The 12,335-nt window shown below is 38.0% G+C and carries 10 protein-coding genes and 2 tRNA genes; 10 read left to right on the forward strand and 2 right to left on the reverse strand.

Translation table 11 applies throughout. The annotated features are described in order from the left end of the window. Positions 1 to 39: 39 nt before the first annotated feature. The 6 genes from rph to AC11ZT_RS06745 all read left to right on the forward strand — a co-directional run bounded on the left by rph (position 40) and on the right by AC11ZT_RS06745 (position 5,462). Positions 40 to 783 (forward strand): ribonuclease PH, encoded by a 744-nt coding sequence (gene rph, locus AC11ZT_RS06720; protein ID WP_484058858.1) that lies wholly within the window; start codon positions 40 to 42, stop codon positions 781 to 783. A 14-nt stretch (positions 784 to 797) separates the two neighbouring features. Next, positions 798 to 1,394, forward strand: a complete 597-nt coding sequence (locus AC11ZT_RS06725) for an XTP/dITP diphosphatase (RefSeq protein WP_484058859.1) — start codon at positions 798 to 800, stop codon at positions 1,392 to 1,394. 28 nt (positions 1,395 to 1,422) lie between these two features. Continuing rightward, positions 1,423 to 1,926, forward strand: coding sequence for a metallophosphoesterase (locus tag AC11ZT_RS06730; protein WP_484058860.1), 504 nt, complete (start codon positions 1,423 to 1,425; stop codon positions 1,924 to 1,926). Positions 1,927 to 2,083: 157 nt separating this feature from the next. Further along, positions 2,084 to 2,157 (forward strand) — tRNA-Gly (locus AC11ZT_RS06735). A gap of 4 nt (positions 2,158 to 2,161) precedes the next feature. Then, positions 2,162 to 2,235 (forward strand) — tRNA-Arg (locus AC11ZT_RS06740). A gap of 617 nt (positions 2,236 to 2,852) precedes the next feature. Further along, positions 2,853 to 5,462 carry a GW domain-containing glycosaminoglycan-binding protein gene (locus AC11ZT_RS06745; RefSeq protein ID WP_484058861.1) on the forward strand — a complete coding sequence of 870 codons (2,610 nt, stop codon included), beginning with the start codon at positions 2,853 to 2,855 and terminating at the stop codon, positions 5,460 to 5,462. 116 nt (positions 5,463 to 5,578) lie between these two features. Here AC11ZT_RS06745 and AC11ZT_RS06750 read toward each other — a convergent pair whose 3' ends face one another. Together AC11ZT_RS06750 and AC11ZT_RS06755 are read right to left on the reverse strand one after the other, a co-directional pair. Continuing rightward, positions 5,579 to 5,896 carry a hypothetical protein gene (locus tag AC11ZT_RS06750; RefSeq protein WP_484058862.1) on the reverse strand — a complete coding sequence of 106 codons (318 nt, stop codon included), beginning with the start codon at positions 5,894 to 5,896 and terminating at the stop codon, positions 5,579 to 5,581. A 13-nt stretch (positions 5,897 to 5,909) separates the two neighbouring features. Then, positions 5,910 to 7,133, reverse strand: coding sequence for an Alp7A family actin-like protein (locus AC11ZT_RS06755; protein WP_484058863.1), 1,224 nt, complete (start codon positions 7,131 to 7,133; stop codon positions 5,910 to 5,912). 289 nt (positions 7,134 to 7,422) lie between these two features. On the opposite strand from AC11ZT_RS06755, the gene AC11ZT_RS06760 reads away from it, so the two are divergent. The 4 genes from AC11ZT_RS06760 to AC11ZT_RS06775 all read left to right on the forward strand — a co-directional run. After that, entirely contained in the window at positions 7,423 to 8,412 is a 990-nt protein-coding gene (locus tag AC11ZT_RS06760; RefSeq protein WP_484058864.1) for a hypothetical protein, read from the forward strand. A 182-nt stretch (positions 8,413 to 8,594) separates the two neighbouring features. Beyond that, on the forward strand, positions 8,595 to 9,869 hold the full coding sequence (gene tig / locus AC11ZT_RS06765; protein WP_484058865.1) for a trigger factor: 1,275 nt from the start codon (positions 8,595 to 8,597) through the stop codon (positions 9,867 to 9,869). A gap of 305 nt (positions 9,870 to 10,174) precedes the next feature. Further along, complete coding sequence (gene clpX / locus AC11ZT_RS06770; RefSeq protein ID WP_484058866.1) at positions 10,175 to 11,440, forward strand: ATP-dependent protease ATP-binding subunit ClpX; 1,266 nt, start codon at positions 10,175 to 10,177, stop codon at positions 11,438 to 11,440. Between the two features lie 134 nt (positions 11,441 to 11,574). Further along, positions 11,575 to 12,335: ATP-binding protein (locus AC11ZT_RS06775; RefSeq protein ID WP_484058867.1), on the forward strand; the 761-nt coding region annotated here is incomplete at its 3' end.

Below are 12,335 nucleotides of genomic sequence, written 5' to 3' on the forward strand. Positions count from 1 at the left end.
CATTTTAGGCTATACTAAAGTTGCAAGGAGGAATGAATCATGAGAGTAGATGGACGTCAAAAGGATGAACTACGACGTATACATATTCATACAAACTATTTAAAACATCCAGAAGGCTCTGTTTTAATTGAAACAGGAGATACGAAAGTAATTTGTAATGCCAGTGTAGAAGACCGCGTACCCCCATTTATGAGAGGGGAAGGGAAAGGCTGGATAACAGCCGAATATTCAATGATTCCACGTGCAACCCAGCAGCGCACCATTCGTGAGTCAAGCAAGGGGAAAGTAACAGGACGCACAATGGAAATTCAACGATTAATCGGTCGTGCACTCCGGGCTGTGGTTGATTTAGAAGCACTTGGTGAGAAAACGATTTGGATTGACTGTGATGTAATTCAAGCGGATGGCGGAACAAGAACGGCCTCCATTACAGGTGCCTTTGTCGCGATGGTACTAGCATTTCAAAAGCTCGTGAACGATGGAAGGCTATCTAAAATTCCGGTAACCGATTATTTAGCGGCAACCTCGGTTGGAATATTGGACGAGCTAGGAGCGGTGTTAGATTTAAACTATGCAGAAGATTCCAATGCCAATGTAGATATGAATGTCATTATGACAGGGCAAGGAAAATTTGTAGAAGTACAAGGTACGGGTGAGGAAGCTACGTTTAGCAAAGAGGAACTATCTCAATTGCTAGCTTTAGCAGAAAAAGGAATCAACTCACTTATTGAAATCCAAAAACAAGCGTTAGAAAGCATTGGAGAAACGATAACTATTCAATGAAGGGCTGGAGCGCTATGAAACAAGTAGTAATTGCTACAAAGAATATGGGCAAGGTAAAGGATTTTGAACAGCTCTTTGCGAAATATGAATTAGAGGTTAAATCCTTGCATGACTTTCCTCATATTGAAGAACCTGAAGAAACAGGGGAAACATTTGAAGCAAATGCAATTATTAAGGCTGATAGCCTATGTAAGCAACTTGGACAAGTTGTAATTGCAGATGATTCAGGTCTTATGGTGGATGCATTGTTTGGAAATCCGGGTGTACGATCTGCTCGTTATGCCGGAGAAGAAAAAGATGATGATGCAAACATCCAAAAAGTACTGGAAGAATTAAATGGAGTTCCGGAAGAAAAACGTACTGCACGTTTTTATTGTGCGCTAGCAGTTGTCTTCCCTGATGAGAAAGAACCGATTCTTGTAAACGGAACAATTGAGGGAACCATTTTGGAACAGCCACGCGGCGACAATGGCTTTGGGTACGATCCAATCTTCTATGTAGAAGAACTGAAAAAATCAATGGCTGAGCTGTCTCGTGAAGAAAAAAATAAACGGAGTCATAGAGCAAGAGCGCTTCATAAATTAGAGAAAAAAATTCCTGAGTGGTTTTAAGACAACAAGAGGCAAAGGGTGAAGAAATATGAAAGCGTTGATTGTAAGCGATAGCCACGGTTTAACAAGCGAACTTAAGAATTTGAAACAGCAGTATGAACAGGAAGTTGATGTAATGATTCATTGCGGAGATTCTGAGTTGTCCATACAAGAAACGGACGGTTTTGAGATTGTAAGAGGCAATTGCGATTATGAAACGTCATATCCTAGTGATATTGTTACGGAAGTAGACGGAATTCGCTTTTTTATTACGCATGGTCATCGTTACAATGTGAAAATGACGCTACAAAACGTGCTCTATAAAGCTAGAGAATGCCAGGCACAAGTGGCTTGCTTTGGCCATTCTCACATTATGGGTGCAGAAGTCGTTTCGGGAACGCTGCTTATTAATCCTGGAAGCATTGCACTCCCTCGTATGCGTAAAGAAAAAACCTATGTTTTACTAGAAATTGAAACGAACGTAGCCACGGTTCAATTTCTAGATTTAGAAGGAAACGTAGTAATAAAACGAGAATTGTCTTTAAACGAGTAAGAATAAATCGTTCAAATGAAAGATGAAGAACATCAAGCCTTCTTTTTAGTAGGATAGAGAAAATGTTTCTATCCTACTAAAAAATATGTTGACTTTGTTATGGTACAAGATTATAATAAAAAACGTCGACACAACGACGTTGCAATAAATGATTTATGCGGGTGTAGTTTAATGGTAGAACTCCAGCCTTCCAAGCTGATAGCGTGGGTTCGATTCCCATCACCCGCTCCATAATGTCCCAGTAGCTCAGCTGGATAGAGCAACGGCCTTCTAAGCCGTCGGTCGGGAGTTCGAATCTCTCCTGGGACGCTTTTATCTACATATCGAATCGCTATATATAAGCCTTTTAGGACGCCAAATGAAATGTCAGTGCATCGGTCAAAAGCCGAAATGACTTACAATTAGGCGTATGCTAGAAGGCTTTTTGTTTTATGAAAAAAAGGAATACTATCTATTTCGGAGGACTTAATAAGCATAGGCATTAGGCTGATGTAAATGGGGATTTTCAGTGGTCTTGGCAAGTGGGAGGCCGTACATATTTAGGGACTGTTCCTGTATCATGTAATGGTGCCAGTGTAGACACACCATTTACTGTTGTATAGTAGTAAATGAAAGAATATAAATCAAAAGGCGAACCTATAGATGGTTCGCCTTTCGTTTGTATTAGGTCGAAAACGAATCATGGTAAAAGGAAACCTGGTAACAAAATCAATGTCGAACATAATCTGAAAAAAAGTGATATATTTGTTAGCTAAATTCTACTCTATAACTACATATCTTACCTTTCCCCGATAAAATAAGTAATCCTTTTTAACTGTATTGAATTCTATTATTTCTTTATTTATTTTAATAGTCTACTATAATTAAAATAAACGAGTATTATCTTAAAATATTTTAGATTGCAAATCTAGAGGAGAAAACAAGGCGTGAATAAAAAAGTTGTAAGAATATTAGTACAAATGACTGTCGCTACTGTGCTTGTGCAAGTAAGTGTGCCTTTGATTCATACTAGTGCACAAGAAATACAGCAAAACAAGGAACAAACAGTATTGGTTGTCTATAAAAATCAAGAAGGGAAAAATACAGTTTTACAACATAGCAAGAATATTGAGCACCAATTTGAAAGCGTTTCTGCTGTATCCGCAACGGTTGACCAAACTGATATTACAAATTTAAAAAACAATCCGAATATTGCTGATGTCGAACCAAATGTAACCGTTAAATTGCAAGACGTTCCCGGAACATTCGTTAAAGCGCAAATGACTACGGTGACAAATGGACAAAATTCTCAATGGGATATGCAAGCTGTACAAGCCCCCCAAGCATGGCAAGCAGGATTGACAGGAAAAGGTGTAAAGGTTGGAATTATTGATTCAGGGATTGCTTCTCATAGTGATTTGACTATTGCTGGCGGCGTATCAGAAGTTAGTTACACAACATCATATGCTGATGATAATGGGCATGGCACACATGTAGCTGGAACGATTGGTGCAACAGGTAACGGAACGGTACAAGGGGTTGCACCTGATACGCAGCTCTATGCTATCAAGGCAATGGACAGCACTGGCACAGGGACGTTGCAGAATATTATTGCAGGGTTGGACTGGGCAATTCAAAATAATATGGATATCGTGAATTTATCTTTTGGAGTAGATACAGATAGTCCTTTATTGCATAATATGATCGACGAAGCTTATAATCGAGGGATTTTACTAGTTGCATCAGCTGGAAATAATGGAGATGCAACAGGTACAGGAGATACGATGCTGTATCCTGCTAAATATAGCAATGCCATTTCAGTAGGTTCCGTTGATCAGGATTTAAGTCGCTCCTCTTTTTCTTCGACAGGTCAAGAATTAGAAGTAAGTGCTCCTGGTTCCAATATCCTATCTACCTATTTAAATAATGGATATGCAATCGGCAGTGGTACATCAATGGCAGCACCGCACGTTGCAGGAGTTCTCGCTTTATTAAAACAAAAATATCCGTCTATGACGAATGCTCAGCTTCGTCAAGAGTTGGATAAGGATACAAAGGATCTTGGCATTGTCGGAAAGGATACATTATTCGGATATGGATTGGCAGAATACCCTGCCCAAGAAACAGTTCAGCCAGCACCAACCCCGAGTAATCAAACAGTCAGCTTTGATGCGATGTTTGTCCACACGGCGGGGAATGCCATTTGGACCAGCCCATATGGTGATCAGGGAGCTAATTACGTGGGGGATACTACTGTGTATGCTGGCAAAGTTGTCCACGTTACTTCTGAGACACAAAGAGGGAACGTGCTTTGGTGTTATGTCAATGTAAATGGTCAGCCAATTGGCTGGGTGGACAATCGGGTGTTGGAAAACGTTTCTATTGTTAATGATCAAGATGCAAATCAGCTGGTTAAAAGTACTACCGGTAATGGAGTATGGTCCGCTCCTTATGGTATACAAGGTTCCAGTTATGTTGGATCAACAAATAATTATGTAGGAAAAGTGATTAAGCTAATTCAAAAGATAAGTCTTAACAATGTTGTATGGTATCAATTCAGTGTAGATAACCAGGTAATTGGATGGATAGATGAGCGAGTGTTAAGTGATGTAACCGGTATTAATGACAGCAACCGTGATGCCGTAATGGGGGCAACCAGTATAAATAGCATCTGGTCTATGCCGTACGGTGTTCCCGGGGCGAAGTATCTAGGTTCAACAGACTTGTATGCCTATCGTAATAGTACAATCTTGAATACTACTACGTATCATAACACCCTTTGGGACAGAATCAGTATAGATGGACAAGCAATTGGCTGGATTGATAATAATGCTTTGGATACATTAGGTGTAGCAAAAGCTGAAAATTTGGATGTGACGATAGGCAGTACTTATAACAATGGAATATGGTCAACTCCTTACGGAACCCTGGGTGCAACGTATCTGGGAAGTACGAATGATTTTATTTATCAAACGGTTCATGTAGTAATGAGCGTTCAAAAGGGAAATACATTATGGTACCAGATTCAAAAAGACGGAAAATTTTTAGGGTGGATCGATGCAGGAAAGGCATTGACTGATTTGACTGATATACAAGATGAGAACCAAACAGCTCTGATGGGCTATTCTGGTAAAGGGGACGCAATTTGGAATATTCCGTACGGAGAGTATGGTGCCAAATTCGTTAACCTTGTCGATCAGTATAGCTATCAAACGGTTCAAGTAGTGAAAAGTGCCAAAAAAGGTCAAACAGTGTGGAATGAAATTTCCATAGGAGGCAATGTAATAGGATGGGTGGATGCCAATAATATCTATACAAATGTTGCCAACGTACAATCTGAAAATAGAACTGCGTTTGTTGTCGCTTCAGATGGAAATGCAGTTTGGACAGCTCCATATGGGGAACATGGCGCAAGTTATGTAGGTCCCGCAAGTAATTATACAAACAAGCCACTTCAGCTTATTCGCAGCCTGGATATGGGAGGGGTACATTGGTATCAATTCAAAGTCGATAACCATGTTGAAGGCTGGATTGATTCACGTGCTATTTCAGGGTAAGTAGCTAGCCTGGGTATCTTGATACATCTTTAAAATAAAATGACAAAGCGGGTACACCATAGTACTGAGATATACCCGCTTTGTCGCATTTTAATAGGTGCCAAATAGATTAGACTTTAAAAATCAACTTCCTCTTCATCCTCTTGGTCTATTCCACCTGTGACTTCCTCTGCGTATATTATTTTACCAGAAGACCATTCTTGTATATCAGTAGCACGTCCTGTTTCTTTCTGTACAATCTGAACCGGAGCGGTTTTAAGTAATTCTTCTATCATAGTAAGTTTGTCCATGATTCGGTCTTGTTCCTCTTTTTTTGTGACCAACTCTACGATAAATGGTGCTAAGGATCGGCTCTTTGCTTTTTCATCTAGTATGCGATAAATCGGTTCAGGTATTTCAGTTGTAGAGAAAGCCATTTTCTCTCTTCTTTTCATATGCAATCACACCTTATATTGTGATTTTTGTCATTTCGTTTAAACTTAATATTTCTAATGCACATAAATTAATCGTTCGAGGCGTAGGAGCGAATATTTCGTTTTCATCGTATTCGATAATATCGTGTAGAAAAAAGTGGTTATGTTCAGCGATGCGTTGTGTCACATGCTGTAATAAGCTGTTTTTTATATAAGGTTCTAGAATAGGAGATTCCCCGCCAATATAAATGAACTTTAACGGTTCATCATTTGATGAAATAAATGATTCTAGTACTGCATGTTCGAGGGAGGAGGCATATTTAGCAAGTGTTTCTTGAAACAAATTCGTAAGGTCGTAGCTTTCACCTGTATTTTCATTGTTTAATTTGTATTGCTGAGACTTGTAGTGGTTTACAATAAACTTTTCGAGTGCTCGTAATTCCTTAAACTTTTCGAGTAGTTTTTCTTTTCTAAAATCCTCTAAATATCCTAAGAAAGGGACAATGTCGATTACTTGAAAAGCATCACGGTCTTTTGGAGAAGTGAGACCTTTTCCTAACAACACTGCATCGGTAGATCCTCCTCCAATATCGACCAACACCACTTTATAGGCGTTAAATTGTTCGGCTTCGCGTCGTTTTACAATCTTTATAATCTTTCCTTCATGATCTTGTTTCATCATTTTATATTTAATCGAGTGGCGAGCAACTTCGCATTCGATTTTACATTTCGCTCGGCTAACGGTGATATGTAGTTCTTTGCTCATACCAGGTGTATGGATGATAACCGAGTGTTCAGTATGAAATCGCTTTTCCATCATGTTTTGAGCGGTGCTAAATTTTTCTTCTCGTTTTAGCAGCCAGATAGGTAGCATCATATGCATCGATTCAATCTCGATAGTGGAGTCTTCTTCGTTTTGATTATGCATTGCATGATAATAGGAAATAGCGCTTAAGAAAATGACATAGGGAATGTTGCTTTTCATCTTATCGTGCATTCGGTTTACATGGGAATTAGCCTGCATGGCATGTTCTGCGGCCTCCCCTACAAGAAAGTACTTTGTTTCAAGTCCTAGGGTGGTAGAGAGAAGCATACTTCCTAATAAATCTTTTGGATTAGTAATGGTATCTGTAAAGTGTCGTTCTGCCTCTTGCTTACTAAGTTCAACGACGTTGGTAGGAAGCTCGATATAATACCCGTCCACAAGAAAATTGCTTGTACTATTCCCGAAATCAGCATTGAATCGCATTACCTTCATTATATTCCACACCCTCTTTCTTAAAATGAATTCATATTTATTTGATACTAATTTTATCAAAAATGGTATAATTTACAATGATTATATGGAGGATTCAGGAAAATAGTGTTCGACAATTCTTATTTAAGTGTAACTTATGTGTACATACGTAATAGAGGTATGGTTTGTATACAACTAACAGAAGGGGAAGATTGAAATTGAGATTGGAATACATGTCAATTGTTGTGTTTATATAGTTCTTTTGCTATAGTTACTTTTAAGTGTATAAAAGACTAAAAGAGGCGAAAGCATGAACGAAAATGAAGAGAAAATCGTGCTGTTTCCAAACCTTTCTGACCGTTTGCGCGATAGGGGATTTGACGCTTTACATGCCAAACAATTCGAAGAAGCATTGCCATATCTCAATCAGCTTCGTATGTATGGCTTGCATGATGAGCATTCTGAGTTTGCTGCTGTTGTTTGCCTCATTGAACTTCATGATTGGAAGGAAGCTAAAGCACGCTGTAATGAGTTGTTAGATGCTAGCGATGAATTACAAACGGATGTAGAAGACATCTTTATTACCATTCTCGTACAGTTACATGATTATCGTGCAGTTATTAATGCGTTAAATCAGATTTTAGAAGAACCGGATATTTCAGAAGAACGAAAGCAAAAATTTTCTGCCCTTTATTCATTTGCACAGAATATGTTGCAAGAAGAGGTACCCATACCTAATGAATCGGAGTTAACAAAAGTGTTTGAGGGTAAGGATCTTGTAAAGCAGTTACGTGCATTGCAGGAATTACGGGAACGTGGAATGATACACGCATATTCCTTTCTCAGGTCTTTTTTACAGCAAGAGCATCAGCATCCTTACATAAAATCAATGATTGTACATATGATGATGGAATACGAAGTAGCTGAGGAAATTGAAGTTGTTAAATATGGTCGCTCTGTAACGGTCGTACCTAAAGAACTTCTTGCTGAGAAAGATTCACCGTTCTCTAAAGAAGTTTTACGACAAGTAGAGCAAATTATGGGACAGGATAATCCCACTATGTTCCAAGCTGTCGAAGAGTATTGGTATCAAGTGATTACTATTTTGTTTCCACTTAATCCATCACCTGAGAATGAAAGTCTATGGGCTGCAGCATTGCAAAAAATTGGGGAAGAACGTTTTTTCATGTATGCAGATGATGACAAAATTGCCAAGCAATATGGAGTTACCACTACTGCATTACATCGTGCATATGAAGAACTATTAATAATAGAAAAAGACGAGTATTTAAACGTATAACGAAAAAAATACTCCAATTATTGAAAGCACAGATTTGTATGATATAATGTAATGGTTGTATAATGCGCAAATATGCATTTTTGCGGGTAATATTTACTATTTCCTTGCAAATTTCGTATGATTCTCGGACATACATACCGAGTTTTAATAGCTTATTATTTATAGTTGGAGGGAACGAATAAATGGCTACAAAATGGGAAAAATTAGAAAATAATGTAGGCGTACTAACAATTGAAGTAGAAGCAGAAGAAGTAAAAAAAGGGTTAGACGCTGCATTTAAAAAAGTTGTGACACGTGTAAATGTACCAGGATTCCGTAAAGGAAAGGTGCCTCGTGTATTATTTGAAAGACAATTTGGTGTTGAATCTTTATACCAAGATGCATTAGATATCTTATTGCCTGAAGCATATTCAAAGGCAATTGATGAAACGGGTATTTTCCCAGTTGCTCAACCTGAAATTGATGTTGAACAAATGGAAAAAGGAAAATCTTTAATCTTTACTGCAAAGGTAACGGTTAAACCTGAAGTGAAGCTTGGAGAATATAAAGGCTTCGAATTAGAAAAACTAGATGCAACTGTAACAGATGAAGATATCGACAACGAATTAAAAGCATTGCAAGAAAAACAAGCTGAACTTGTATTGAAAGAAGAAGGAACAGTTGAAAAAGGCGATACTACTGTTATCGATTTTGAAGGTTTTGTTGATGGCGTAGCATTCGAAGGCGGTAAAGGCGAAAATTATTCTCTTGAAATTGGTTCTGGTTCTTTCATCCCTGGATTTGAAGATCAATTAGTAGGAGTGAAAGCAGGAGAAGAAAAAGACGTAGAAGTTACGTTCCCTGAAGAGTATCATGCTGCTGATCTTGCAGGTAAACCAGCTGTTTTCAAAGTATTGGTTCACGAAATTAAAACAAAAGAGCTTCCTGCTTTAGATGATGAATTTGCAAAGGATGCTAACGAAGAAGTTGAAACTCTTGATGAGTTGAAAGCAAAACTTCGTAGTGATTTAGAAGAAAAGAAAAAAGTAGAATCAGAAAACAAACTTCGTAACGATGCAGTTGAAAAAGCTGTTGAAAATGCAGAAGTAGACATTCCAGATGCTATGCTTGAAACAGAATTACACAATATGATTCATGAATTCGAGCACCGTATTGAAGCTCAAGGTATGAATTTAGAAATGTACTATCAATTCACAGGTACAGATGAAGGCAAATTAAAAGAACAAATGAAAGACGAAGCATTAACACGCGTAAAAACAAATCTTGTTCTTGAAGCTGTTATCGAAGCTGAAAATGTAGAAGTAACAGATGAAGATGTGGATGCAGAAATTGCAAAAATGGGTGAAATGTATAATATGCCTGTAGATGCTGTGAAGCAAGCACTTGGAAATCTTAGCGCTGTAAAAGAAGATTTAAAAGTTCGTAAAGCTGTAGATTTATTAGTTGCTAGCAATTAATAAATCAATGTTATATTTGTAGTTGAATGAGCGAGCATACATGCAAGGCACGATGGTAGATCGTGCCTTGTTTTATAAAAAAATTAAATTTTTTAGATGAAATGTTTATTAAATTTAAAGGAACTTTATGATTTTGTGTAGAATATATGTATTTTAAAAATTATATGCATTTTTTAATTAAAAAGTGCGACCATATCATTTGTATTTATTCAAGTGTAGTGACATAATATGTATTTACATAGGGTAGAAAGTTTAGGTTACATATAGTGGGTACTGTTTCTAGCACTTTTAAGGGGTGTGATGGTATGTTTAAATTTAACGAAGAAAAAGGACAATTAAAGTGTTCCTTCTGTGGTAAAACACAAACGCAGGTACGTAAACTTGTAGCAGGTCCTGGTGTTTACATTTGTGACGAATGTATTGAACTTTGTACAGAGATTGTACAAGAGGAGCTTGCAAAAGACGATGAAGTAGAATTCAAGGATGTACCAAAGCCTGCTGAAATCCTCGACATTTTAGATGAATATGTAATTGGACAAAACAAAGCGAAGAAAGCTTTAGCAGTTGCAGTATACAACCACTATAAACGTATTAACTCGAACAGCAAAATTGATGATGTTGAATTATCAAAAAGTAATATTGTATTAATGGGTCCTACGGGTAGCGGAAAAACGTTACTTGCTCAAACGTTAGCTCGTATTTTAAATGTTCCATTTGCTATTGCTGATGCTACTTCTTTAACAGAAGCAGGGTATGTTGGCGAAGATGTAGAGAACATTTTGCTGAAACTGATTCAGGCGGCTGATTATGATGTAGAGAAGGCCGAAAAGGGTATCATTTATATTGATGAAATTGATAAAGTAGCACGTAAGTCTGAAAATCCTTCTATCACTCGTGATGTATCGGGTGAAGGTGTTCAGCAAGCACTTTTGAAAATTTTAGAAGGTACGGTTGCTAGCGTTCCACCTCAAGGTGGCCGCAAGCATCCTCACCAAGAATTTATTCAAATTGATACAACAAACATTCTTTTCATTTGCGGTGGTGCATTTGATGGAATCGATCAAATCATTAAACGTCGTTTAGGTAAAAAGGTAATTGGATTTGGAACGGATGGTAAGAAAGACATTGTGAATGAAGATAAAATTCTATCACATGTATTGCCAGAGGATTTATTAAAATTCGGTTTAATTCCAGAATTTATTGGTCGTCTTCCTGTTATTGCTAACTTAGAACAGTTAGATGAAAATGCACTCGTGGAGATTTTAACAAAACCGAAAAATGCGCTCGTGAAACAGTATCAAAAGCTTCTTGAACTAGATAATGTTGAGCTTGAATTTGATAAAGAAGCTCTCGTTGAAATTGCACAAAAGGCAATTGAACGGAAAACAGGCGCGCGTGGATTACGTTCCATTATTGAGTCCATTATGTTAGATGTTATGTTTGAGCTTCCTTCACGAAATGATATTGATAAATGCATCATTTCCAAGGAAACTGTTGCAAATAATGCATCGCCAAAGCTTATTCTGCAAGATGGAACTGTACTTGATCACGATACGAAAACATCAGCATAACCAAATCATATTCAAAGTACAACTATATAGTATACAGAAGAAACAGCAATTCATAGAATTGCTGTTTCTTCTTATGTTTAGTCCCCTCTTTCCCAGGAGATACTACAAGTATTACTCGTTTGGGAGGGATTTTAATGAGCTGGACGAACGTAATTTTACTCGTTCAATTAGTGTTCGGTGTAATTGTCGGAGCGTATTTTTGGCATTTACTCAAAAACCAACGTACGCAACGAATTTCTATTGATAAAGAATCAAAGAAAGAGATGGAGCAACTGCGCAAGATGCGACTTATTTCGTTAACAGAGCCTTTAGCACAACGGGTTCGACCGACATCGTTTCAAGATATTATAGGTCAAGAAGATGGAATAAAATCGCTGCAGGCGGCACTTTGTGGTCCTAATCCGCAACACGTCATTATTTACGGGCCTCCAGGTGTTGGGAAAACGGCTGCAGCTCGTCTTGTACTAGAGGAAGCGAAGAAAAATCCAAAATCTCCGTTTCGGCCTAATAGTGTATTTATTGAGCTTGACGCTACCACTGCTCGTTTTGATGAACGGGGTATTGCGGATCCTCTTATTGGCTCCGTTCATGATCCTATCTATCAAGGCGCGGGCGCGATGGGGCAGGCAGGGGTTCCTCAACCGAAAAGAGGAGCCGTTACCGATGCACACGGGGGTGTTCTGTTTATTGATGAGATAGGTGAACTACATCCTATACAAATGAACAAAATGTTAAAGGTACTAGAAGATAGAAAGGTATTTCTAGAGAGTGCCTATTATAGTGAGGAAAATTCTCTCATTCCTACATATATTCATGATATCTTTAAAAACGGATTACCTGCAGATTTTAGATTGGTTGGAGCGACAACTCGTTCACCTGAAGAAATTTCGCCAGC

The organism is Ectobacillus sp., assembly GCF_056992975.1.

Coding starts and splice junctions, on each gene's coding strand:
- AC11ZT_RS06760 (WP_484058864.1), top strand. CDS start 7,423: ATGAACGAAAATGAAGAGAAAATCGTGCTGTTTCCAAACCTTTCTGAC.
- AC11ZT_RS06750 (WP_484058862.1), bottom strand. CDS start 5,896: ATGAAAAGAAGAGAGAAAATGGCTTTCTCTACAACTGAAATACCTGAA.
- AC11ZT_RS06725 (WP_484058859.1), top strand. CDS start 798: ATGAAACAAGTAGTAATTGCTACAAAGAATATGGGCAAGGTAAAGGAT.
- tig (WP_484058865.1), top strand. CDS start 8,595: ATGGCTACAAAATGGGAAAAATTAGAAAATAATGTAGGCGTACTAACA.
- AC11ZT_RS06755 (WP_484058863.1), bottom strand. CDS start 7,133: ATGAAGGTAATGCGATTCAATGCTGATTTCGGGAATAGTACAAGCAAT.
- clpX (WP_484058866.1), top strand. CDS start 10,175: ATGTTTAAATTTAACGAAGAAAAAGGACAATTAAAGTGTTCCTTCTGT.
- AC11ZT_RS06730 (WP_484058860.1), top strand. CDS start 1,423: ATGAAAGCGTTGATTGTAAGCGATAGCCACGGTTTAACAAGCGAACTT.
- rph (WP_484058858.1), top strand. CDS start 40: ATGAGAGTAGATGGACGTCAAAAGGATGAACTACGACGTATACATATT.